The sequence below is a fragment of the Serratia sp. BNK-10 genome (assembly GCF_047456065.1).
Lineage (GTDB): Bacteria > Pseudomonadota > Gammaproteobacteria > Enterobacterales > Enterobacteriaceae > Serratia > Serratia ureilytica.
The window spans coordinates 3976576-3998090 of record NZ_CP179894.1; the positions used below are offsets into that span (position 1 = coordinate 3976576).

At 59.9% G+C, this 21515-nt stretch carries 23 protein-coding genes and 1 tRNA gene; 10 read left to right on the forward strand and 14 right to left on the reverse strand.

Going from position 1 to position 21515, the window contains the following annotated elements:
• Window positions 1-15 precede the first annotated feature (15 nt).
• A complete protein-coding gene (actS, locus tag ACMGG9_RS19125; protein WP_033644792.1) occupies window positions 16-771 on the reverse strand; it encodes an amidase activator ActS in 756 nt (251 codons plus the stop codon).
• Window positions 772-919: 148 nt separating this feature from the next.
• Between actS and ACMGG9_RS19130 the strand changes: the two genes are divergently transcribed.
• The 6 genes from ACMGG9_RS19130 to ACMGG9_RS19155 all read left to right on the forward strand — a co-directional run bounded on the left by ACMGG9_RS19130 (window position 920) and on the right by ACMGG9_RS19155 (window position 6725).
• On the forward strand, window positions 920-1489 hold the full coding sequence (locus ACMGG9_RS19130; RefSeq protein WP_197774754.1) for an HdeD family acid-resistance protein: 570 nt from the start codon (window positions 920-922) through the stop codon (window positions 1487-1489).
• Window positions 1490-1624: 135 nt separating this feature from the next.
• A complete protein-coding gene (locus ACMGG9_RS19135) occupies window positions 1625-1963 on the forward strand; it encodes a hypothetical protein (protein ID WP_033644790.1) in 339 nt (112 codons plus the stop codon).
• A gap of 259 nt (window positions 1964-2222) precedes the next feature.
• Window positions 2223-2837: a 2OG-Fe dioxygenase family protein gene (locus ACMGG9_RS19140; protein WP_223524591.1), complete on the forward strand. Its 615-nt coding sequence runs from the start codon at window positions 2223-2225 to the stop codon at window positions 2835-2837.
• Window positions 2834-4066, forward strand: a complete 1233-nt coding sequence (locus tag ACMGG9_RS19145) for a cysteine desulfurase-like protein (RefSeq protein WP_101453762.1) — start codon at window positions 2834-2836, stop codon at window positions 4064-4066. The genes ACMGG9_RS19140 and ACMGG9_RS19145 overlap by 4 nt, the downstream gene beginning before the upstream one ends.
• Before the next feature lie 149 nt (window positions 4067-4215).
• Window positions 4216-4563 (forward strand): hypothetical protein, encoded by a 348-nt coding sequence (locus ACMGG9_RS19150; RefSeq protein ID WP_052752701.1) that lies wholly within the window; start codon window positions 4216-4218, stop codon window positions 4561-4563.
• Between the two features lie 164 nt (window positions 4564-4727).
• Entirely contained in the window at window positions 4728-6725 is a 1998-nt protein-coding gene (locus ACMGG9_RS19155; RefSeq protein WP_033644786.1) for a BCCT family transporter, read from the forward strand.
• A 98-nt stretch (window positions 6726-6823) separates the two neighbouring features.
• Here ACMGG9_RS19155 and ACMGG9_RS19160 read toward each other — a convergent pair whose 3' ends face one another.
• Window positions 6824-7213: a DUF3224 domain-containing protein gene (locus tag ACMGG9_RS19160; protein WP_414161636.1), complete on the reverse strand. Its 390-nt coding sequence runs from the start codon at window positions 7211-7213 to the stop codon at window positions 6824-6826.
• A gap of 247 nt (window positions 7214-7460) precedes the next feature.
• Between ACMGG9_RS19160 and ACMGG9_RS19165 the strand changes: the two genes are divergently transcribed.
• On the forward strand, window positions 7461-8300 hold the full coding sequence (locus ACMGG9_RS19165) for an AraC family transcriptional regulator (RefSeq protein WP_414161637.1): 840 nt from the start codon (window positions 7461-7463) through the stop codon (window positions 8298-8300).
• Between the two features lie 118 nt (window positions 8301-8418).
• Here the strand turns inward: ACMGG9_RS19165 and ACMGG9_RS19170 are convergent.
• The 6 genes from ACMGG9_RS19170 to xerD form a co-directional block, all read right to left on the reverse strand.
• Window positions 8419-8492 (reverse strand) — tRNA-Gly (locus tag ACMGG9_RS19170).
• 147 nt (window positions 8493-8639) lie between these two features.
• Window positions 8640-10157, reverse strand: coding sequence for a lysine--tRNA ligase (gene lysS / locus ACMGG9_RS19175; RefSeq protein ID WP_414161638.1), 1518 nt, complete (start codon window positions 10155-10157; stop codon window positions 8640-8642).
• 9 nt (window positions 10158-10166) lie between these two features.
• Window positions 10167-11265 (reverse strand): peptide chain release factor 2 gene (gene prfB, locus ACMGG9_RS19180; protein WP_099783420.1). Its coding sequence is split into 2 segments (ribosomal slippage): window positions 10167-11189 and window positions 11191-11265, totalling 1098 coding nucleotides; the frame shifts between segments, so codons are not numbered across the junction.
• Between the two features lie 168 nt (window positions 11266-11433).
• Window positions 11434-13167 (reverse strand): single-stranded-DNA-specific exonuclease RecJ, encoded by a 1734-nt coding sequence (recJ, locus tag ACMGG9_RS19185; RefSeq protein WP_072627049.1) that lies wholly within the window; start codon window positions 13165-13167, stop codon window positions 11434-11436.
• Window positions 13168-13173: 6 nt separating this feature from the next.
• Window positions 13174-13890, reverse strand: coding sequence for a bifunctional protein-disulfide isomerase/oxidoreductase DsbC (gene dsbC, locus ACMGG9_RS19190; RefSeq protein ID WP_042785306.1), 717 nt, complete (start codon window positions 13888-13890; stop codon window positions 13174-13176).
• 26 nt (window positions 13891-13916) lie between these two features.
• The gene (gene xerD / locus ACMGG9_RS19195) at window positions 13917-14816 is read right to left on the reverse strand and encodes a site-specific tyrosine recombinase XerD (RefSeq protein WP_033644935.1); all 900 of its coding nucleotides are present in this window, start codon (window positions 14814-14816) and stop codon (window positions 13917-13919) included.
• Between the two features lie 106 nt (window positions 14817-14922).
• Between xerD and fldB the strand changes: the two genes are divergently transcribed.
• A complete protein-coding gene (gene fldB / locus ACMGG9_RS19200; protein ID WP_033635825.1) occupies window positions 14923-15441 on the forward strand; it encodes a flavodoxin FldB in 519 nt (172 codons plus the stop codon).
• Between the two features lie 65 nt (window positions 15442-15506).
• Here fldB and ACMGG9_RS19205 read toward each other — a convergent pair whose 3' ends face one another.
• Complete coding sequence (locus ACMGG9_RS19205; RefSeq protein ID WP_042785308.1) at window positions 15507-15929, reverse strand: protein YgfX; 423 nt, start codon at window positions 15927-15929, stop codon at window positions 15507-15509.
• Window positions 15910-16176 carry an FAD assembly factor SdhE gene (gene sdhE, locus ACMGG9_RS19210; protein WP_019455657.1) on the reverse strand — a complete coding sequence of 89 codons (267 nt, stop codon included), beginning with the start codon at window positions 16174-16176 and terminating at the stop codon, window positions 15910-15912. The genes ACMGG9_RS19205 and sdhE overlap by 20 nt, the downstream gene beginning before the upstream one ends.
• A gap of 320 nt (window positions 16177-16496) precedes the next feature.
• On the opposite strand from sdhE, the gene ygfZ reads away from it, so the two are divergent.
• Window positions 16497-17489: a tRNA-modifying protein YgfZ gene (gene ygfZ / locus ACMGG9_RS19215; RefSeq protein ID WP_414161639.1), complete on the forward strand. Its 993-nt coding sequence runs from the start codon at window positions 16497-16499 to the stop codon at window positions 17487-17489.
• Window positions 17490-17527: 38 nt separating this feature from the next.
• On the opposite strand, the gene ACMGG9_RS19220 is transcribed toward ygfZ, so the two are convergent.
• Window positions 17528-18025, reverse strand: a complete 498-nt coding sequence (locus ACMGG9_RS19220) for a DUF2165 family protein (protein ID WP_414161640.1) — start codon at window positions 18023-18025, stop codon at window positions 17528-17530.
• Window positions 18026-18175: 150 nt separating this feature from the next.
• Window positions 18176-18850: a PAQR family membrane homeostasis protein TrhA gene (gene trhA, locus ACMGG9_RS19225; protein WP_164057100.1), complete on the reverse strand. Its 675-nt coding sequence runs from the start codon at window positions 18848-18850 to the stop codon at window positions 18176-18178.
• 183 nt (window positions 18851-19033) lie between these two features.
• Between trhA and ACMGG9_RS19230 the strand changes: the two genes are divergently transcribed.
• Window positions 19034-19642: an HD domain-containing protein gene (locus ACMGG9_RS19230; RefSeq protein ID WP_047573791.1), complete on the forward strand. Its 609-nt coding sequence runs from the start codon at window positions 19034-19036 to the stop codon at window positions 19640-19642.
• A gap of 40 nt (window positions 19643-19682) precedes the next feature.
• On the opposite strand, the gene rbsK is transcribed toward ACMGG9_RS19230, so the two are convergent.
• Window positions 19683-20609, reverse strand: coding sequence for a ribokinase (gene rbsK / locus ACMGG9_RS19235; RefSeq protein ID WP_033644768.1), 927 nt, complete (start codon window positions 20607-20609; stop codon window positions 19683-19685).
• Window positions 20606-21514: an allose kinase gene (alsK, locus tag ACMGG9_RS19240; protein WP_164107279.1), complete on the reverse strand. Its 909-nt coding sequence runs from the start codon at window positions 21512-21514 to the stop codon at window positions 20606-20608. Before alsK ends, rbsK begins: the two co-directional genes overlap by 4 nt.
• Window position 21515 lies beyond the last annotated feature (1 nt).

A 21515-nucleotide genomic window follows, 5' to 3' on the forward strand; every position in this document is an offset into this window, starting at 1 on the left:
GGAGCCGGATTGACGTTAACAGGACGGCGACGATCCCTGCGGCGGCAGATAGCGCTGCGGATCGAGCGCGGTGGCGCGGTAGCGGATCTGGAAATGCAGGAACACCGAATCGGTGCCGGTGCTGCCCATGGTGCCGATCTTCTGCCCCGCTTTCACATCCTGGCCATTGCGCACCAGCGTGGTGTCGTTGTGCGCATAGGCGGTAATAAAGTCTTCGCCGTGCTTAATCATGATCAGGTTGCCGTAGCCGCGCAATTGGTTGCCGACGTACACCACTTTGCCCTTGGCGGAAGCATAGATCGGCTGGCCGCGTTTACCGGCGATGTCGATGCCCTTGTTGCCGCCATCGGCATTGGAGTACGCCTGCACGATCCGGCCGCTGGTCGGCCAGCGCCAGCAACGTGCGGCGCCCGGCGGCGGCGTTTGCTTGGCGATCGCGGCGGAAGACGAGGATGTTTTACGGCGCGTAGCGGCGGTTTTGGTCGGCGCGCCGCCGCTCAGCCGCAGTTTTTGCCCCACTTCCAGATTATAGGGCGGGCGTATCTTGTTGATTCTGGCCAGATCGCCGACTTCGCTGTCGGTGATCCAGGCGATGTAGTACAGCGTATCGCCCCGTTTGACGGTGTAGGACTTGCCGGTGTAGCTGCCCTTCGGCAGTTTGTCGTAGTCGCGGTTGTAGGTGTTTTTACCCGAACACCCAGCCAACAGCAGCCCCAATGTCAGACACACCGCGATGCGGCGCCACCTTGCCAGCTTGCTTCCTGTGCTCAAATCCTGTCCCCAATCGTCTTTCGGTTCTGATACGCGTCAGCCGCACAGTGTAACATTTGCGCCGGGTCAGTCAAAAACCCCCAGACGGTCTATGCTAAACAGGTAAGGATGACTGATTAATTACCCAACGACGAAATGGAGTACTGTCATGTTGAACCTCGACCGCAATAATCTGCCCCTCCTGAGCGAAGATCTGCTCAAAAAGCAACGCACCACCCTGCTGATCATCGCCTTCCTGCTGCTGGCGGGCGGCATACTGTGCCTGGTGAATCCTTTCGCCTCCGGCGCAGCGCTGAGCATCGTGGTGGGCGTCCTGCTGCTGTTGAGCGGCGCCGGGCTGATTATCGCCATGATAGCCAACCGGGCGCAGAATACCTGGCCGATGATCGGCGGCATTCTGCTGGGCGTGGCCTACCTGATTATCGGCTATGTGTTCATCACCAGCCCGCTGGCGGGCATTCTGGCGCTGGCGGTCTACCTCGCCGTGCTGTTTGCGCTCGGCGGCATCGCGCGCCTGGCGGCAGGCTATATGCGCCGAGGCCTGCCGGGCAACTGGCTGCAGTTCGTCATCGGCGTGCTCGATTTGATCATCGCCTGGATGCTGATCGGCTCAGGCCCGGCGGCGTCGGTGACGCTGGTGACGGCGATCGTCGGCATCGAGATGCTGGTCAGTTCCTTTGCCCTGTTCCAGGCGGCGAATCTGTTTAAACGCGCCTGATCGTAACGGCCCGCCGACGGCGGGCCGCCATCCCCTCCCCATTGCAAACAAAACAAGGCGATACCCCCTCAGCTTGTCCGTGGTTATCTTCATCGGTAAGTGCCAATATAGGCGAAGACAAGGGAGCTGAAACCGATGACAACCCATTCCAAACCGTTGAACTCGCGGGAAGTCTGCCTGCAATTACGCCACTTCAACCAGGTAATCGGGCAACAATGCCGCAATATGGCGCGCCAAAAAACCGCTTGCCCGTGCTGCCTGACGGACATCGCCACCGGCTGCGACGCCGGTATCAAACTGTGTGGACAGCAGTTGGCCAAACCCAACCCGCAAACCCCGTTATTCCGGCAGATTCGCAACCTGCTGCTCGACCTGCGCGCAGAAGCGATAGGGGTTCACAGAATAGACGTCCTGAACCGCACCAATAACGAAATCTCCTGGCTGTTGCGCGAGCTTTATTTCGAGACATTCTGAACACGAGGGCCGCGCGCCCATCGCTTGATACCTGCCGGTGCGGGCAAGATGCCGCACCGTTTCACCGCCGCACCAGCCGACTTTTCGCCACGTTATCTTTTTGCGTTCTCCCCACTTTACGACCGCCATCACACCTCGCCAACCCCACATTGCGTTGGTTATAGAGTCGTCTACAATTCAATCGAATTACCCCCTACAACATCAGAAATTATTATTATTAGAGGTGATTATGTTACAGAAACACGAAAACGTAATAAGTATGACTGTACTAAGCCCGCAAGCCACCCAAGAGCTGATGCCCTCATTTTCTTCCTTGCCCCACACGCAACATGCCGACGGCAAATATCGCCTGCGCCGTTATTCCGTCGTGAAATACCTCAACCCCAACATCGCCGAAGTGGGGCCGCGTACCTTCATGCAGTCGGATCAGATCAACCATTTCCAGGGCAACGTGGTGCGCCGCTTCGAGCCTATCGACAGCGCCGTGCTGCAGAGCGCCGGCATGGCGGAGATGTGCAACCTGTTTGCCGAAAATAACGAACTGCCGGAAGGCGCCGAAATAGAGATCCACCAGATGCGCGTGGTCGCCATCCAAAAAGATACGCTGGTGGCGCCGGAAGGCATTCACCAGGACGGTTTCGACCATATCGCGATGATCGCCATTCACCGCCACAATATCGTCGGCGGCGAAATCATGCTGTACGACGACAGCCGCCACGATCCTTTCTTCAAAAAAGCGCTGGCCGACGGTGAAGCCGTGCTGTTGGCGGACAGTAAACTGTGGCACAACGCCACGCCGATCAATACCGTAAGCCCGAATGAAGAAGGCTATCTGGATCTCTTCGTCCTCACCGCTCGGGGAGAGAAAGCATGACCTTTACCCCCGAGCTCGCCCGACGCCAGTTCAGCGCCCTGTCCCGGCAGATCGACGGCAAACCGGCGATCTTTTTCGACGGCCCCGGCGGTGCGCAAGTTTCCCGGGGCGTGCTGGAAAAAATGACCGACTACCTGGGGAAGTACAACGCCAACCTGGGCGGGCACTATTTCTCCAGCCGGGTTACCGGCGAGGTGATGAGCCAGGCGCGCGAATCGGTGCGCGCCTTGTTAAATGCGCCGTCGCCCGACAACATCGTCTTCGGCATGAACATGACCACGCTGACCTTTCATCTCAGCCGCATCATCAGTCGCGATTGGCGGGACGGCGATGAGGTCATCGTCACCGCGCTGGATCACTACGCCAACGTCTCCAGCTGGCAGCAGGCCGCCGCCGACAAAGGCGCCGTGGTGCATCAGATAGCGCTGGAGAGCGCCGATTGTTCTCTCGACGCGGCAAAAGTGTGCGCGCGCATCAACGCCAACACGCGTCTGGTGGCGGTCAGCTACGCGTCCAACGTCACCGGCAGCATCGTCGATATCAAAACCATCGTTGAAGCCGCGCATCGGGTGGGCGCGCAGGTGTATGTCGACGCCGTTCATTACGCGCCGCATAACCTGATCGACGTGCAGGCGTTGGGATGTGACTTCCTGGTGTGCTCCGCCTACAAATTCTTTGGCCCGCACGTCGGCATGGCCTACATCGCGCCGCAGTGGCTGCAGCGCCTGCGGCCGTACAAAGTCGAGCCGGCCACCGACGTCGGCCCCGGCCGTTTCGAGACCGGCACGCAGAGCTTCGAAGCGCTGGCCGGCGTCGCGGCCGCTATCGAGTATTTGGCGCAGTGGGGCACGCCCGACGCGCCGTTAAGGCAGCGCTTGCAGGAGAGCTTCGCCGCCTACCACCGGCATGAAGAGGCGCTGTGCCGCCACTTTTTGCAACGGCTGCAGCAACTCGACGGCGTGCGGCTCTACGGCAATCCGCAGGCGGACAGCGCACGCCGCACGCCGACCTTCGCCCTGACCTTCAGCGGCCAGGCGCCCGACGCGATCGCCCGACGGCTGGGGCACCACAACATCTGCGCCGGTAGCGGACATTTCTATGCGCTGGGCCTGATTCAGCAACTGGGGCTGCAGGACGGCGGCGTGCTGCGCATCGGCATGATGCACTACAACACCCTTGATGAGATCGATACGCTGTTTGAAATACTCGCCAAGGAGATCCTCGGTTAATGCGCCATAACGGCCCGCCCGGTTTTCCGGCGGGCCACACCGCATGAATAGCCGTGCGTCTCGCCGGAGGCGTTAAACGTGAATAACGCTCCCCCTGTTTGAGGGGTTGGGTAGAATAGGCGGGATTTTTTTGAAAAGGGATTTTAACGTTGAGAAAATATGCCGTTATCACCGCCGCGTTGATGATGTCTTCCTGCGCCACGCCGGAAAAGTGGGAAGCGCAAACGGCGGCTCCGACACCCCTTGAAGCCGCCAGAGCAAGCTGCCGACAAGAAGCCGAACAACGCTATCCCGTGAGCCTGTCTTTAGACACCCGCTCGCCTGTATTCTCCTCCATGAATATCAACGGCGCGGATATCCCCAATACTCACGGCGTCGTTTTTCCTTCGGACCGTAATGAAATGCGCAGAAAAGAACACGTTAATGCCTGCATGAAATTGGAGGGATGGGAAAATAAGAATAAGGTGACGGGGTTATTGGCCTTTTTATTTAACTAACGGCAACGTGAATTATTCGGAATTACCGCGTAAAGACAGCGGTAATTCCGCTCTATAGAGCGGCGCCGGCCTCCTGCGCCAGCCCGATTATTTTGCTACGATATTACAGTCACCACCTTTCCTCCATTCAGGGCGATAATCAAACAAATGGAATAAATCAATTTATGAGTGAGAAAGACACCTCCTTAAATAAGCCGCAAAGCCATATCAACAAAGCGGTATTCTTCACCTCTGCAGTCCTCATTTTTCTTCTGGTCGCCTTCGCCGCCTTTTTCCCCGACGTCGCTGACAAAAACTTCAAGCTTCTGCAGCAACAAATCTTCACCAACGCCAGCTGGTTTTATATTTTGGCCGTGGCGCTCATATTGCTCAGCGTGACGTTTCTGGGGCTTTCTCGTTACGGCGACATCAAACTTGGCCCCGATCATGCGCAACCCGATTTTCGCTATCACTCCTGGTTTGCCATGCTGTTTTCGGCGGGGATGGGCATTGGTCTGATGTTCTTCGGCGTGGCAGAACCGGTTATGCACTATCTCTCGCCGCCGGTCGGCACGCCCGAGAGCATCGAGGCGGCCAAACAAGCCATGCGCCTGACCTTTTTCCACTGGGGGCTGCATGCCTGGGCAATCTACGCCATCGTGGCGTTGATTCTGGCCTTCTTCAGCTATCGGCATGGCCTGCCGTTGACCCTGCGCTCCGCGCTTTATCCGATCATCGGCGATCGCATTTATGGCCCTATCGGCCACGCCGTCGATATCTTCGCCGTCATCGGCACCGTATTCGGGGTCGCGACCTCGCTGGGTTATGGCGTATTGCAGGTCAACGCCGGGCTTAACCACCTGTTTGGCGTGCCAATCAACGAAACCGTTCAGGTGATATTAATCGTGGTGATTACCGGGCTGGCCACCATTTCCGTGGTTTCCGGGCTGGAGAAGGGCATACGCTTTCTGTCGGAGCTGAACCTCAGCCTGGCGCTGTTGCTCCTGGCCTTGGTCTTGCTGTTGGGGCCAACCGTTTTGCTGTTGAAATCCTTTGTGGAAAATACCGGCGGCTATCTGTCCGAGCTGGTCAGCAAAACCTTCAACCTGTATGCCTATGAACCCAAATCCAGCAACTGGCTAGGTGGATGGACGCTGCTCTACTGGGGGTGGTGGCTCTCCTGGTCGCCTTTCGTCGGGATGTTCATCGCACGGGTTTCCCGCGGCCGAACCATCCGCGAATTTGTCACGGGCGTGCTGTTCGTCCCGGCCGGCTTCACCCTCATGTGGATGACCGTGTTCGGCAACAGCGCCATTTACCTCATCATGGAAAAGGGCGCGACAGATCTCGCCGCTACGGTACAACAAGACGTGGCCTTGGCGTTGTTTAACTTCCTGGAGCATTTCCCATTCTCCAGCGTGCTTTCGTTTATCGCCATGGCGATGGTTATCGTCTTTTTTGTCACGTCCGCCGATTCCGGCGCCATGGTCGTGGATACCCTGGCTTCGGGCGGCTCCAGCAACACGCCGGTATGGCAACGCATTTTCTGGGCGTCGCTGATGGGCATCGTCGCCATCGCCTTGCTGATCGCCGGGGGGCTCAGCGCGCTGCAAACCGTCACCATCGCCAGCGCGCTGCCTTTCTCGGCCATCTTGCTGATATCCATTTACGGTTTGCTTAAGGCGCTGCGTCGCGATCTGACCAAGCGCGACAGCCAGAATATGGCCACCATTGCCCCTACCGCCGCCCGCAATCCTATCCCCTGGCAGCGCAGGCTGCGTAATATCGCTTATCTGCCAAAGCGCTCGCTGGTTAAGCGCTTTATGGACGAAGTCATCCAGTCGGCCATGACGCTGGTGCAGGAGGAGCTGAGTAAGCAAGGCACGCTCAGCAGTATCAACACCGGCGCGGAAGATCGCATTCGTTTCGAGGTTGATTTAGGCGATGAGCTTAACTTTATCTATGAAGTCAGACTGCGCGGCTACAGCTCGCCGACCTTCGCCCTGGCCGGGCTGGATAATGATGAACAGCAAGCCGAGCAGCACAAATATTATCGCGCGGAGATCTACCTGAAAGAAGGCGGCCAGAACTACGATGTCATGGGCTGGAATCAGGAGCAGTTGATCAACGATATTCTCGACCAGTACGAAAAGCATCTGCATTTCTTGCATCTGGTGCGCTGAATGCCGACATGCCGTCCCCAGGGGCGGCATTTTTTTGCCCTGCTTTCTTCACCACGGCGCTGACACAAGTTTGGGTCGCCGTTCACCTCGTTCTTCCCCTAGGGAAGGACATAATCCATCGTGTAGCGGTGCGTGCCTTGGTCGATCTCGATCGTCATCGTTCCACTCAATTGCGTCAGCTCGCCCGTCCCGGAATCGGGGACGACCGTCAACTGCAGCGACGAAACCCCACGGTTCATGGTGCCGCTGTGCTGTAACACGAAGCTGCCCTTGTGGCCATGCAAGGTCCCCGTTACGCGCTCCATTGCCACATAACCGGCGGAGCCATGCGCCTCCATGCGTACAGCCAGCATTTCTCCGAGGCTGGCCGCAGTCAGGTCACCATGAAATTGCTTATCAATCGTCATCCGACTGAGCTTGGCCGTCTCAATTTCGGCCGTTGCGGTTTGCGGCGTCAATTTGATGTCGAATGTTCCTGTCGCATGCATTTTACAAACCCCTTTGTTAAGGTTGATGACACAGACGCATCGGTGCGCGCTGCGTTCCTGGCAATGGCCGCGGCAAAGATTAAACGCGCCCATACAGATCAATCTGTCGAGTTATAAAATCGTCATTATCTTCCAGCAGCTATCGCGGCGCATAACGCGGCGCGAAGACATATGTGAATGTATCAGGAGCGACCAGGTAGATGATTGCAAAAACGCGACAAGTCGCCCCGCATGACGGTAGCTCAAGATGACGGCCGGGAATGCCAAACCGCGCGGAGTGCTGCATCCGCAGCCGACGCAAAGTCAGTTTCTACACGAGCGCCACTCGCCATCAGCTGCGTTGGCCGATCTGGTCGAGCACTACTGGTGTGTGCGCTGGGATCTGCGGGAGTTACCGCCTCAGCGGCAAGCGACACTGCCCCACCCCAACGTGCATCTGGTGATCGAACGGAATGAATCATACGTTTACGGCGTTCACACCGATCGCTTCGAGCGGCTCCTTGAAGGGCGAGGCTTCGCCTTCGGCATCAAGTTTAAGCCGGGCGGCTTCCATCCCTTTCTGCAAGCGCCCATATCGACGCTCGCGAACCGCTCGATGCCTGCGCAGACCGTGTTTGGCGCTGATTGCCAGTCGCTGGCGACGCGTATCGCCACGTGCGCTACGACGAGTGCGATGACGCTCGTGGCGGAGGCTTTCCTGCTGGCGCAGCGGCCCCAACCCGATCCTAACGTCGCGCGAGCGAACAGGCTCGTGGCCGCTATCGCCGACAACCTTGGCATAACGTCGGTAAACCAATTGCTGGGCACTGCGGCGATAGACAAACGCGCGCTACAGAGGCTATTTCATAAATACGTAGGCGTCGGCCCCAAATGGGTGATCCAACGCTATCGTCTGCATGAAGCCATCGCGCAACTGCAGGCTCACGCGCCTCGCGATTGGAGCAGACTGGCGCTGGAATTGGGCTATTTTGATCAGGCCCATTTCGCTCGCGATTTTCGCGCTCTGGTGGGCCAGTCGCCCAGCGAGTATGTCAGGTCCCTGCACGCGGAGAATAACGGCATACAGGCGGCCTTTGCCAAACGCTGACCTGCTTTATTGAGAGACAAGGCGCAATGTCAGAATGACTTCGGCGAGATGAGTGCCAGAGGCTGAAACGGGAAATAACGCGTGCTGTGAACGTGTAAGACGAAGGAGTAAACGGGCTTGGAGCGGGTGAAGGGAATCGAACCCTCGTATGCAGCTTGGGAAGCTGCCGTTCTACCATTGAACTACACCCGCATCGGTGTGCGACAGGCATTATAACCGGTTATCGGCGGCGGGCAAGCGGAGATGGCGCGTAACTGTCGATGTTTTAAGCGGTTAAGTCTCGTAGACGAAAAAAAACCGGCGCAGTTGCCCGCACCGGTTGTTGCACGCTAAACGCGATTATTTCTGCGGGCGCATCGCCGGGAACAGAATCACGTCGCGGATGGTGTGGCTGTTGGTGAACAGCATCACCATGCGGTCGATGCCGATGCCCAGACCGGCGGTCGGCGGCAGGCCGTGCTCCAGCGCGGTGACGTAGTCTTCGTCGTAGAACATCGCTTCGTCGTCGCCGGCGTCTTTGGCGTTCACCTGATCGGCAAAGCGCTGCGCCTGGTCTTCGGCGTCGTTCAGCTCGGAGAAGCCGTTGCCGATTTCACGGCCGCCGATGAAGAACTCGAAGCGGTCGGTGATTTCCGGGTTCACGTCGTTGCGGCGCGCCAGCGGCGACACTTCAGCCGGGTACTCGGTGATGAAGGTCGGCTGAATCAGATGGCTTTCCGCCACTTCTTCGAAGATCTCGGTCACGACGCGGCCCAGGCCCCAGCTCTTCTCAACCTTGATGCCGATGGATTCCGCGATGGACACCGCTTTGCCCATGTCGGCCAGGTCAGCCAGATCGGTTTCCGGACGGTATTTCTTGATCGCCTCGGTCATGGTCAGCTTCTCGAACGGCTTGCCGAAGTCGAACACTTCGTCGCCGTACTGCACCTGAGAGGTGCCCAGCACTTTCTCGGTCAGGGTGCGGAACAGCGTCTCGGTCAGCTCGATCAGGTCTTTGTAATCCGCGTAAGCCATGTAGAGTTCCATCATGGTGAACTCTGGATTATGACGCGGAGAAACGCCTTCGTTGCGGAAGTTGCGGTTGATTTCGAACACGCGCTCAAAGCCGCCGACCACCAGACGCTTCAGATACAGTTCCGGCGCAATGCGCAGGTACATGTCGATATCCAGCGCATTGTGGTGGGTGATGAACGGACGCGCCGACGCGCCGCCCGGGATCACCTGCATCATCGGGGTTTCGACTTCCATGAAGCCGCGTTCCACCATGAAGTTACGGATAGCCGACATCACCTGAGAACGCACCTTGAAGGTGTTGCGCGACTCTTCGTTGGCGATCAGATCCAGGTAACGCTGGCGGTAACGGGTTTCCTGATCCGCCAGGCCGTGGAATTTGTCCGGCAGCGGACGCAACGCTTTGGTCAGCAGACGCAGTTCGGTGCAGTGGATCGACAGTTCGCCGGTCTTGGTTTTGAACAGCTTGCCGCACGCGCCGAGGATATCGCCCAGGTCCCACTTCTTGAACTGCTCGTTGTACACGCCTTCAGCCAGATCGTCGCGCGCGACGTACAGCTGAATGCGGCCGCCCACGTCCTGCAGCGTAACGAAGGATGCCTTGCCCATAATGCGGCGGGTCATCATGCGGCCGGCGACGGTCACTTCTACGCCCAGCGCTTCCAGCTCTTCGTTGTCTTTATCGCCGTACGCGGCGTGCAGTTTGTCGGAGGTGGAGTCGCGACGGAAGTCGTTCGGGAACGCAATGCCGTTCTCACGCAGGCCGGCCAGTTTCTCGCGGCGGGACTGCAGCTCGTTATTGAGATCCAGCGCCTGATCGGCGCCCTGTACTTGTTGTTCAGACATTTCTATTCCTCATAACCCGGCTTTCAAACTTGCCTCAATGAATTTATCCAGGTCGCCATCCAGTACGGCCTGCGTGTTACGCGTTTCGACGTTGGTGCGCAAATCCTTGATGCGGGAGTCATCCAGCACGTAAGAACGGATTTGGCTGCCCCAGCCGATGTCGGACTTGTTGTCTTCCATCGCCTGTTTATCAGCATTTTTCTTTTGCATCTCAAACTCGTACAGCTTGGCTCGCAGCTGTTTAAACGCTTGATCCTTGTTCTTATGCTGAGAACGATCGTTCTGGCACTGCACCACGATGTTGGTTGGCAGGTGAGTAATACGTACGGCGGATTCGGTTTTGTTGACGTGCTGACCGCCCGCACCGGAGGCGCGGTACACGTCGATGCGCAGATCCGCCGGGTTGATATCGATGTCGATATCGTCGTCCACTTCCGGGTAGATGAACACCGAGCTGAACGAGGTGTGGCGACGGCCGCCGGAGTCGAACGGGCTCTTGCGCACCAGGCGGTGAACGCCGGTTTCAGTGCGCAACCAGCCGAACGCGTAGTCGCCGATGATCTTGATGGTGGCCGATTTCAGGCCCGCAACGTCGCCGTCGGACTCTTCGATCACTTCGGTCTTGAAGCCCTTGGCTTCGGCCCAGCGCAGGTACATGCGCAGCAGCATGCTGGCCCAGTCTTGCGCTTCGGTGCCGCCGGAGCCGGCCTGAATGTCCAGATAGCAGTCGGCGCTGTCGTATTCGCCAGAGAACATGCGGCGGAATTCCAGCTGCTCGAGCTTGGCGATCAGTTGATCGAGTTCGGCGACCGCTTCGTTAAAGGTCTCTTCATCGTCGGCTTCCACCGCCAGCTCCAGCAGACCGCTGACGTCTTCGCTGCCCTGCTGCAGGTGATCGATGGTTTCAACGATGGCTTCCAGCGCGGCGCGCTCTTTGCCGAGCGCCTGTGCGCGCTCCGGTTCGTTCCAAACGTCCGGCTGCTCCAGCTCGGCGTTGACTTCTTCTAGGCGTTCCTTCTTGGCATCATAGTCAAAGATACCCCCTAAGAACCGCAGTCCGCTCGGACAGGTCCTGAATTCGGTTTTTTACCGGGTTAATTTCAAACATGGTTTTGCGTTCTTTTACGTTGATGTCGTCGATGGCGGAATGCCATTGGAACCGCTAATTCTAACGGATCCGGGCGGCAGTTTATAGCGAGTTGGTCAGTTTTTGTGGCGATCGGGAAGGATGCCGGGGATTGGAGAGCCCAATCCCCGAGTTGTGTTCAATTTCGCCTCAGCGCGGCCAAAGGTGCTGGATCAGCAGTTGCACGTTGCGGTTGCCGCGAAACTCGTTGACGTCGAGTTTGTAGGCCAGTTCCACTTCGCGCACGCTGCTGTCCGGCCACAGCGTGGTGTCCACGTTGAATGCGATGCCGTCGAGCAACGGGCCGCCGCCAAGCGGTTCCACCATCAGCTTCAGGTGTTTCTCACCCACCAACCGCTGCTGCAGGATGCGGAACTTGCCGTCGAAGGTCGGTTCCGGGAACGCCTGGCCCCACGGGCCGCCCTCGCGCAGCAGCTCCGCCGTCGTCAACGACAGCTCCTGCATCGCCAGTTCGCCATCGGACCAGATCACCCCTTCCAACATCGCCGGATCGAGCCATTCGCCCACCAGCTCGCCGAAACGCTGGCGGAACTCGTCGAATTTAGCCTCTTCCAGCGACAGCCCGGCCGCCATCGCGTGGCCGCCGAACTTCATCATCAGCCCGGGGTTCAGCGTATCCAGCCGCTCCAGCGCGTCGCGCATGTGCAAGCCGGGCACCGAACGGCCGGAGCCTTTCAGGATGCCGTCGCCCGCCGGTGCGAAAGCGATCACCGGACGGTGGAAACGCTCTTTGATGCGCGAAGCGAGGATGCCCACCACACCCTGATGCCATTCCGGATGATACATCGCCAGCCCGTAAGGCAGCTCGGTGCTGGTGCGCTCCAGCTGATCGCACAGCTGCAGGGCTTCCACCTGCATGCCCTGCTCTATCTCGCGTCGCGTCTGGTTCAAGGCGTCGAGATCGTTGGCCAGCATGCGCGCCTGCGCGATGTCGTCGCTCAGCAGCAGCGCCACACCGATCGACATGTCGTCCAGCCTGCCGGCGGCGTTGAGCCGCGGGCCGAGGGCGAAACCGAGATCGTTGGCCGCCAGTTGGCGGGCGTCGCGGTTGGCCACTTCGAGCAGCGCGCGGATGCCCGGTCGGCATTTGCCGGCGCGGATGCGGTTTAATCCCTGATACACCAGAATGCGGTTGTTGGCGTCCAGCGGCACCACGTCGGCCACGGTGCCGAGCGCCACCAGATCCAGCAGTTCCGCCAGATTCGGCATCGCCAGCGCGCGCTGCTCGAACCAGCCGCTGTCCCGCAGCCGGGCGCGCAGCGCCAGCATCAGGTAGAACGCCACGCCTACCCCCGCCAGCGATTTGGACGGGAAGGCGCAGCCGCGCAGGTTGGGGTTAACGATCGCTTCAGCCGCCGGCAGGGTCTCGCCCGGCAGGTGGTGATCGGTCACCAGCACCTGCATGCCTTTGGCGTGCGCCACGTCGACGCCGGCGTGGGAGGAGATGCCGTTATCGACGGTAACAATGAGTTCTGCGCCGCGCGCCGCCGCCTGCTCCACCACTTCGGGGCTCAGGCCGTAACCGTCTTCGAAACGGTTAGGCACCAGATAATCGACGGCTGCGCCGCCCATGCTGCGCAGCGCCAGCACCGTCAGCGCGGTGCTGGTGGCGCCATCGGCGTCGAAATCGCCCACCACCATGATGCGGCGACCGTCGGCCAGCGCTTGCTGCAACAGGCTGACGGCGTCGTCGATGCCGTCCAGCTGTTGCCAGGGCAGCATGCCCTTAACGCCGCGCTCCAGCTCTTGCTCAGCCTGCACGCCGCGCAGGGCGTAAAGCCGGCGCAGAAGCGGCGGCAAACTGGCGGGCAGATGCGTGTCGTCCGCCGCCGGGCGGCGGCGTAGTTGCGTTTTGATACTCACCGGCGATTAACCACCGGCTTTGGTGGCGGCCTGATGCGCGTCCAGCATGGCGGCCATCTCTTTCGGCCCCTGATAGCCCGGGATCATCATGCCGTTTTCCAGGATGATGGCCGGCGTGCCCTGAATGCCGAACTGCACGCCCAGCTCGTAATGCTTGCTGATGTCGGTTTTGCAGGTCGCCGGAGAAACGGCGTCGCCCTTCATGGCGGCGTCGAACGCCTTGGCCTTGTCGGCGGTGCACCAGATCGACTGCATGTCTTTTTCAGCCTGGGAAGCCAGCCCCTGGCGCGGGAACGCCAGGTAACGCACGGTAATGCCCAGATCGTTGTACTCTTTCATCTGCTGATGCAGTTTGTGACAGTAACCGCAGGTGATATCGGTGAACACGGTGATCACGTGTTTCTCTTTCGGCGCTTTGTAAACGATCATCTGATCTTTCAGCGCTTCCATCTTGGTGCTCAGCAGTTGGTTGGTCACGTTGACCGGCTCTTTGCCGCTGACGTCGAACAGCGGGCCCTGCAGGATGTGCTTGCCGTCTTCGGAGGCGTACAGCACGCCGCTGTCGGTCAGCACGGTTTTCAGGCCGTTGACCGGCGAAGGCTGCACGTCCGCCTGCTGAATGCCCAGGCTGGCGAGCGCTTTTTTGATCGCCGCGTCATCGGCATGGGCGGCGCCGGCCACCGAAGCCACCAGCAGAGAGAGCAGCATTAAACCTTTTTTCATTGTTCCAATCCTTTCGAACCCGCCGCTCAGGCGCGCGGGTGATGCTGTTGATGTAGCTGTTTCAGTCGTTCGGTCGCTACATGAGTATAAATTTGCGTGGTCGAGAGATCGCTGTGGCCTAACAACATCTGTACGACACGGAGATCGGCCCCATGGTTCAGCAAATGGGTGGCGAACGCGTGCCGCAACACGTGCGGCGACAGACGCTCGCTGTCGATGCCCGCAAGGATGGCATAGTGTTTGATGCGATGCCAGAACGTCTGTCGGGTCATTTGCTGACACCGGTTGCTGGGGAACAGCACATCCAGCGTCTGGCCGTTGACCAGCCACGGGCGACCGTGCTCCAGATAATTTTCGATCCAGTAGACCGCTTCTTCGCCCAGCGGCACCAGCCGCTCCTTGTTGCCCTTGCCGATCACCCGCACCACGCCCTGACGCAGGCTGACATCGCTGATGTTCAACCCCACCAGCTCAGAGACCCGCAGCCCGGTCGCGTACAACACCTCGAGCATCGCCTTGTCGCGCAGCTCCAGCGGCTGATCGACGCAGGGCGCCTGCAGCAGCGCATCGACCTGCGCCTCGCTCAGATCCTTCGGCAAACGCTGCGGCAGCTTCGGGGAAGCCAGCTGCGCGGTGGGATCGTCGGCGCGCAGCTTTTCGCGGTACAGATACTGAAACAGGCGACGCATGGCGCTCAGCAAGCGCGCGGAGCTGGTGGCCTTGTAGCCGCCGTCCACCCGCTCGGCGAGAAACGCCTGCAGATCCAAGGCCTGAGCCTGCAGCAAGTCGGTGTTTTGCTGGCCAAGCCAGGCGCCCAGGGCCTGCAAATCCAGCCGGTAGGAGGCCAGCGTATTTTCCGCCAGATTGCGCTCAAGCCACAGCGCATCCAGGAATTGTTCAATCAGCGCATTGTCTTGCTGTTGCACGCGGTCCTCTCTTCGTTGCATTTCCACCCGCGCCATTATGCCTTAAGCCGACGCAAATCAGGTATACTCGCTGCAATTCTCTAAACAGCAACGTAACGGTTTACACATGAAGATTGGTCTGTTTTACGGCTCCAGCACCTGCTACACCGAGATGGCGGCAGAAAAAATCCGTGAGATTCTGGGTGAAGACCTGGTCGACCTGCACAACCTGAAAGACGTCTCGCCCAAGCTGATGGAGGACTATTCCATTCTCATCCTCGGCATCCCGACCTGGGATTTCGGCGAACTGCAGGAAGACTGGGAAGCGATCTGGCCGCAGCTGCCGGCGCTGGATCTGAAAGGCAAGATCGTCGCCATGTACGGCATGGGCGATCAACTCGGTTACGGCGAGTGGTTCCTCGACGCGCTGGGTATGCTGCACGATCACATCGCACCGCTGGGCGTGCAGTTCATCGGCTTCTGGCCAACTGAGGGCTTCGAGTTCACCAGCCCCAAACCGCTGAGCGCCGACGGCAAACACTTCGTCGGCCTGGCGCTCGATGAGGTCAACCAATACGATCTGAGCGAAGAGCGCCTGCAACAATGGTGCGAACAGATCCTGTTGGAAATGGAGCCGCTGCTGTAGCCGCTATCAGGCGATCTTCCCCAAACGCCGAGCGCCGGCGGAATGATTCGCGCCGGCGCCCCCTATCAGTCTTGTTCGCCGTCACCCGCCGGCGGATACAGCAACAGCTGCCGCAGGTGGCGCCACTCCTCTTTGCTCATGCAGTCGGAAGCCAGCCACAGCCGACGGCGCTTTTTGCCCTCCATAGGCTGTAACGTCAGCAGCAGGCCGTAGCCCGGCATCCAAGGCTTTTTCGCCAGCCGCCATTCTCGGCCGTGCCAACTGAAACGCCTGTCCGCCAGCAGCCGCAGTTCACCCTGCACCGCAGCGATGCGCTTCTGGCTGCGAATGCACTGAAACACCACCAGCGTCAGCAACACCAGCCAGAGCGGACCAAAGCCTTCCGGCCAGGGCGAAATCAGTATCAGCAGGATCAGGACGCCGTGGGTCAACAGAGAGAACAGCTGGGTGCGCCAGGAAATGCGGATATCACATCGCCACTGGGCCACGATCTTTATTTCGCGTTTGGATCAGGGTCACCATTCTTTGCAGCTCGCTGTCCTGCGGCGCGCCATGATTCATCAGCCAGTTGAACAAATCGGGATCGTCGCACTCGAGCAGACGGATGAACAGCGCCTTGTCCGCGTCATTCAGGCTGTCGTATTCGTATTCGAAGAACGGCATGATGGAGATGTCCAGCTCGCGCATGCCACGACGGCAAGCCCAGTGAATACGTGCTTTGTTGTTAATATCCATGTTGTTATGACTCACCTCTTTTCAGCGCGGCAGCGCCAGCGCAGGGTTCAAATGACACACTGTATGGCAACGCCGTCGCAATATAATTCCATCAACCGGGGATCTGTCTGCAAGGGTGCCCTGGCCGCAAGCCTATAGAGTAACAATTTGACATACACGCCGGGAAGGCGCTTTGTGGCGGAAAACGCAATAAAGCGCAAAATGCCAAAAAAAGCGCCCCCCGGCGCCGCGGCGCGAATAACAGTTTGCAAAGCCCGCCGCCTCTTTTACCATGGGTTCAATACCCTTCAGGTAAGCTAAACGTTGAGCAGGAACTTACTATGGCGCATAACATTCCATTCCCACCCCGTCAGCCCTCCGCTTCCACCCATCTGCCCCTGATGCTGATCTCGCTGGAAGATTGGGCGCTGGTGACGCTGAACGGGCCGGACGCGGTGAAATATCTCCAGGGCCAGGTGACGGCGGACATCGACGCGCTGGCGGCCGATCAACACGTGCTGTGCGCCCACTGCGACGCCAAGGGCAAAATGTGGAGCAACCTGCGTCTGTTCCACCGTGGCGAAGGCTTCGCCTATCTGGAGCGCCGCAGCGTGCTGGACAGCCAACTGGCTGAAATCAAAAAATATGCGGTGTTTTCCAAAGTCACCATCGCCGCCGATAATGACGCGGTATTGCTGGGGGTCGCCGGTTTCCAGGCGCGCGCCGCGCTGGCGGGCCTGTTCGCCACGCTGCCGAGTGCCGAGCACCCGGTGGTGCAGGAAGGCGAAACCACGCTGCTGCACTTCGCTGCGCCGGCGGAACGTTTTCTGCTGGTGACCCGCCCCGCCGTGGCCGAACAGCTGATCGGCAAACTGCATGATCAGGCGGAACTGAATGACAGCAGCCAGTGGCTGGCGCTGGAGATCGAAGCCGGTTATCCGATTATCGACGCCGCCAACAGCGCGCAGCTGATCCCGCAGGCCACCAACCTGCAGGCGCTGGAAGGCATCAGCTTCAGCAAGGGCTGCTATACCGGCCAGGAGATGGTGGCGCGCGCCAAATTCCGCGGCGCCAACAAACGCGCGCTCTACTGGCTGGAAGGTAAAGCCGCTCGCGCCCCGCAGGCGGCGGAAGATCTGGAGCTGCAGCTGGGTGAAAACTGGCGCCGCACCGGCACCGTACTGGCGTCGAGCCAATTGGCCGACGGCACGCTGTGGGTGCAGGTGGTAATGAACAACGATTTGGACGCCGACAGCAAGCTGCGGGTGCGCGACGATGTCGCCAGCCAGTTGGCGATCAAACCGTTGCCCTACTCGCTGGCCGAAGAGAAATAATTCGTCGGCCGCAGGCGCCCTGCCTGCGGCCATCTTCGTTACTCGTCCAACTCCCCGTCGCGCTGCACCAGATAAATCAGCACCAAAATGATGGTGATGAAGAAACGAAAGGCATCGGGAACGCCGTTCCACTGCTTCGACATCCACATGCCGAACCACTCGCCGCCTATCGACATGAAACCGACCTGCCAGGTGAGGAAGCCCAGCGTCAGGCCGACCACCGCCAGCTTTTTGCGGCTGTTAAAGGCCCTGGCGGGCAGTTTCAGGCCGCCCAACAGTCGCAGGCCGCCGATCCAGCACAGCAGCGCGGTCAGGCTTTCCAGCGCGATGATGAAAATATAACCGGCGTGATGCAGCCACGGCGTCTGTATCGAGCGATAGCCGATGGTGGCGTCGGGGAAAATCGTGTCCATCATAAAGACATGGCGCACAAAGGCGAAGTTGGAGCCGTAGTCGGTGATGTTGCCGAAGGCGACCAGCGAAGCGAACAAGGCGATAGCGCAGACCAGCAGCGCTTTGGATAAGCGAACGATCATCTTGGTGAGTCCTGAACAGAGGTTAAAGAAACGGTATGCGGGCTCAGAAATGAAGGAACGGGCTTGCTGGATACCCGAAAGAAGCAAGCGCCTCTTTTTTAAAACAAAAGAGGCGCCAGTTCAATACGCATTCAGACGTAGCGGCAACGCTTAGACGTACAGGTAGATCGCCATGAAATGGCAGGCGCTGCCGCCGAGCACAAAGCCGTGCCAGATGGCGTGGCCAAAGCGAATGCGCTTGGAAGCGTAGAAAATCACGCCCAGGGTATAGACCACCCCGCCGATCGCCAGCAGCGTGACGCCGCCGGCCTCCAGCCGCGTGACCAACTGATAAATCACGATCAGCGACAGCCAGCCCATCGTCAGGTAGGTCACCAACGACAGGGCTTCAAAACGGTGGGCGAAGGCCAGTTTGAACAGCACGCCGAGCAGCGCCAACCCCCAGATTACCGCCATCAATCCCTTCGCCAGCGGCGAATCCAGCCCCACCAGCAAAAACGGCGTGTAAGTGCCGGCAATCAGGAGATAAATGGCGCAGTGATCGAACTTTTTCAGCCAATGCTTGGCCTTCTGATGCGGAATCGCATGGTACAGCGTGGAAGCGAGAAACAGCAGGATCATACTGCCGCCGTACAGGCTGTAACTGGTGATGGCCGTCGTATCGGCGCCGGTATTCACCGCCTGCACCAACAGCAACACCAGGCCGACGATGCCGAACACCAGCCCGATGCCGTGGCTGATGCTGTTGGCGATCTCTTCCGCCCACGGATAAGCCGCGGCGACAATCTTATTGGTCCCGGCTTTCACTACGTCCGTTTTCCCCATAACGCGCAACCCCTCAAAATGCCCTGCTTTGTTCGAAATTAACGCAAAGCAGCTTAACTGAGAATAATTCCAGTGTACACGTGTACGCTAAAATAAAAATGTGAACGCGTGTAACCATCGAAATCCCCTGCCCGGTGGTCTACAATCGTCAGGCTTCAACCCACCCACCTTGAGGTTTACACCATGTCATCCGCTGTACCCGCGTTAGATTTCGGTTCAATGACCCAGGCCATCCAGTTCCTGATGGAAATCGATAAGTTGAAAGGCGTGCAACGCCGCACCAAAGTACTGGGCACCCAGCGCCAGGAAAACTCCGCCGAACACAGTTGGCACTTCGCCATCGCCGCCATGAGCCTGGCCCCGTACGCCGGTGATGACGTAGACATTCAGCGCGTGATCCAGATGGCGCTGCTGCATGACATCGTGGAAATCGACGCCGGTGACGTGCTGGTCTACGATCTGGCCGCCCGCGCGGCGATCCACGATCAGGAAGTGGCGGCGGCGCGCCGTCTGTTCGGCATGCTGCCGCAGACACAGCGCGAGTATTTCACCGCTTTATGGCAGGAGTATGAAGATGGCGAAAGCGCCGATGCCCGCTTCGCCTTGCTGCTGGATCGCACCATGCCGATGCTGATGAACCTGCACAACGAAGGCCAGAGCTGGGTGGAAAACGGCATCAGCCTGGAGCAGGTACTGTCGCGCAATGCGGCGATCGCCGACGTGCATCCCGAGCTGTGGCGCCACCTGGAGCAACATCTGCGGGACGCGCAGCGCAAAGGCTGGTTGAAATAAGGGAACCGGGCTGCCGCCTCCGCGCCGCAGCCCGTTATCGTCACGCGAACGTCCGTTGGCGTTCCAACGCCTCCTCATAGCTCGGCATCGATCCCGCCGCACCGGCGCGCTCCACGCAGACCGCCGCATAGGCGGCGGCAAAGCGCACCGCCTCGGCTAACGGCACCTGATTCGCCAGCTGCGCCGCCAGGGCGCCGTTAAACGCATCGCCCGCGCCGGTGGTGTCTTTCGGCTGTGCCGGAAACGCCGGGATCAGTTCGCTGTTTTCCCCGTCCGAGAACAACGCCCCCTGCGTGCCCAACGTCACGATCAGCAAACGAATGCCCTTGGCGTGCAACACCTGCGCTGCCTGGCGCGCCGAAGCCACATCGCGCACCGGCACGCCGGTCAGCAACGTGCACTCGGTGGCGTTGGGCGTCAGCAGATCGACCTGCGCCAACAGGCTGTCCGGCACCGGCTGAAACGGCGCCGGGTTGAGTATGATGAACGTTTGCGCTTCGCGGGCAATGGCGATCACCTGCTCGATCGCCGGCAGGTTGTTCTCCAATTGAGTCAGCAGAATATCCGCCGCGGCGATCGCCGGCCGGCACTGACGCACCTCGTCTTCGCTGACCGTCAGATTGGCGCCGGGATCGACGGCGATCATGTTTTCCGCATCCTCGCCGGCAACGTAGATAAGCGCATTGCCGGTGGGGCAATCGCCGGTAGAGAACAGCGTCACCGCATCGAAACCGGCGGCGGCGAGGTGGCGCCGGGCGAAGGTGCCGAAGTCGTCGCGCCCCACCTTGCCGATATAATGCACCCGCGCCCCGGCGCGCAGCGCGGCGGTCGCCTGGTTGGCGCCCTTGCCGCCCGCGCCCATCATGCTGTTACGGGCGATCAGCGATTCGCCGGGCTGCGGAAAGCGCGCCATGCCGGCGACGATATCCAGGTTGAACGAACCGAACACGCAGACTTTGCCTTTCATTGCTGGTACTCCCTGCTCAATTGGAGGTGGCGCCGGGCGGCCAGACAGGCGCCTTTGCTGCCGGTTTCATCGCCGAGGCGGCTGACGGAGATCGTCAGCCCCTGCGCCGGCTGCGGCGCGCGCAGATGACGGCGGATTTCCTGCTCCAACCGCACCAACGGAAAACCGCGCATGGCGATCACGCCGCCGCCCAGGATCAGGCGCTGGGGGTCGATCACGTTCATTTCGACGGCGATGGTCTGCGCCAATCGCTCGACGAAGCGCTGCAGATCAGGATGATCGCCGTGGCGTTCGAACAGCCGGTCAAACGGCGTTTGCGCCGCGTTGGCGCGCGCCCAGCCGGTTAGCCAGTGACCGGACGTCAGACTCTCGACGCAGCCCCGTTTACCGCACGGGCATTCGCCCTGATGGCCCGGCCAGGGAATGTGCCCCAGCTCGCCGGCGGCGCCGTGCGCGCCGTGGTAGAAATCGCCGTTCAGCCACAGGCTGTTGCCCATGCCGGTGCCCAGATACAGCCCGACCGCCACCTGCGGCAACGCCGGCAGCTGCTGCAGATCCCACCACAGCAGATGATTGACGTCCTTGTCCATTCGCACCGGCAGCGCCAGCAAATCGGCCAACAACGCCGCCACCGGCTGAGCGTCCAGCGCCGGGATAAACGGCAGCGACAGCACCCGCGAGCGATCGCGGCTGAGGATCCCCGGCAGCCCCAGCATCACCTGCGCCACCTGACGATCTTGGCACTGCCCGGCGATCAGCCGGCCCAACGCCGCCAGCGGATCGGCCTGCCGCGCCCAGTCGGCGGTCGCTATCTTGCGGTAACCGCTGAATTCACCTTCATCATCCATCAACAGCAGGCGGGTATTGGTGCCGCCGACGTCAACGCCAAGAAAATACCGCATCATG

Bases quoted from the DNA above. Each gene is read 5' to 3' on its own strand.
- ACMGG9_RS19130 (WP_197774754.1), top strand. From the start codon at position 920: ATGTTGAACCTCGACCGCAATAATCTGCCCCTCCTGAGCGAAGATCTG.
- ACMGG9_RS19135 (WP_033644790.1), top strand. From the start codon at position 1,625: ATGACAACCCATTCCAAACCGTTGAACTCGCGGGAAGTCTGCCTGCAA.
- ACMGG9_RS19140 (WP_223524591.1), top strand. From the start codon at position 2,223: ATGACTGTACTAAGCCCGCAAGCCACCCAAGAGCTGATGCCCTCATTT.
- ACMGG9_RS19145 (WP_101453762.1), top strand. From the start codon at position 2,834: ATGACCTTTACCCCCGAGCTCGCCCGACGCCAGTTCAGCGCCCTGTCC.
- ACMGG9_RS19155 (WP_033644786.1), top strand. From the start codon at position 4,728: ATGAGTGAGAAAGACACCTCCTTAAATAAGCCGCAAAGCCATATCAAC.
- ACMGG9_RS19160 (WP_414161636.1), bottom strand. From the start codon at position 7,213: ATGCATGCGACAGGAACATTCGACATCAAATTGACGCCGCAAACCGCA.
- ACMGG9_RS19165 (WP_414161637.1), top strand. From the start codon at position 7,461: ATGACGGCCGGGAATGCCAAACCGCGCGGAGTGCTGCATCCGCAGCCG.
- lysS (WP_414161638.1), bottom strand. From the start codon at position 10,157: ATGTCTGAACAACAAGTACAGGGCGCCGATCAGGCGCTGGATCTCAAT.
- dsbC (WP_042785306.1), bottom strand. From the start codon at position 13,890: ATGAAAAAAGGTTTAATGCTGCTCTCTCTGCTGGTGGCTTCGGTGGCC.
- fldB (WP_033635825.1), top strand. From the start codon at position 14,923: ATGAAGATTGGTCTGTTTTACGGCTCCAGCACCTGCTACACCGAGATG.
- sdhE (WP_019455657.1), bottom strand. From the start codon at position 16,176: ATGGATATTAACAACAAAGCACGTATTCACTGGGCTTGCCGTCGTGGC.
- ygfZ (WP_414161639.1), top strand. From the start codon at position 16,497: ATGGCGCATAACATTCCATTCCCACCCCGTCAGCCCTCCGCTTCCACC.
- ACMGG9_RS19220 (WP_414161640.1), bottom strand. From the start codon at position 18,025: ATGATCGTTCGCTTATCCAAAGCGCTGCTGGTCTGCGCTATCGCCTTG.
- trhA (WP_164057100.1), bottom strand. From the start codon at position 18,850: ATGGGGAAAACGGACGTAGTGAAAGCCGGGACCAATAAGATTGTCGCC.
- ACMGG9_RS19230 (WP_047573791.1), top strand. From the start codon at position 19,034: ATGTCATCCGCTGTACCCGCGTTAGATTTCGGTTCAATGACCCAGGCC.
- rbsK (WP_033644768.1), bottom strand. From the start codon at position 20,609: ATGAAAGGCAAAGTCTGCGTGTTCGGTTCGTTCAACCTGGATATCGTC.
- alsK (WP_164107279.1), bottom strand. From the start codon at position 21,514: ATGATGCGGTATTTTCTTGGCGTTGACGTCGGCGGCACCAATACCCGC.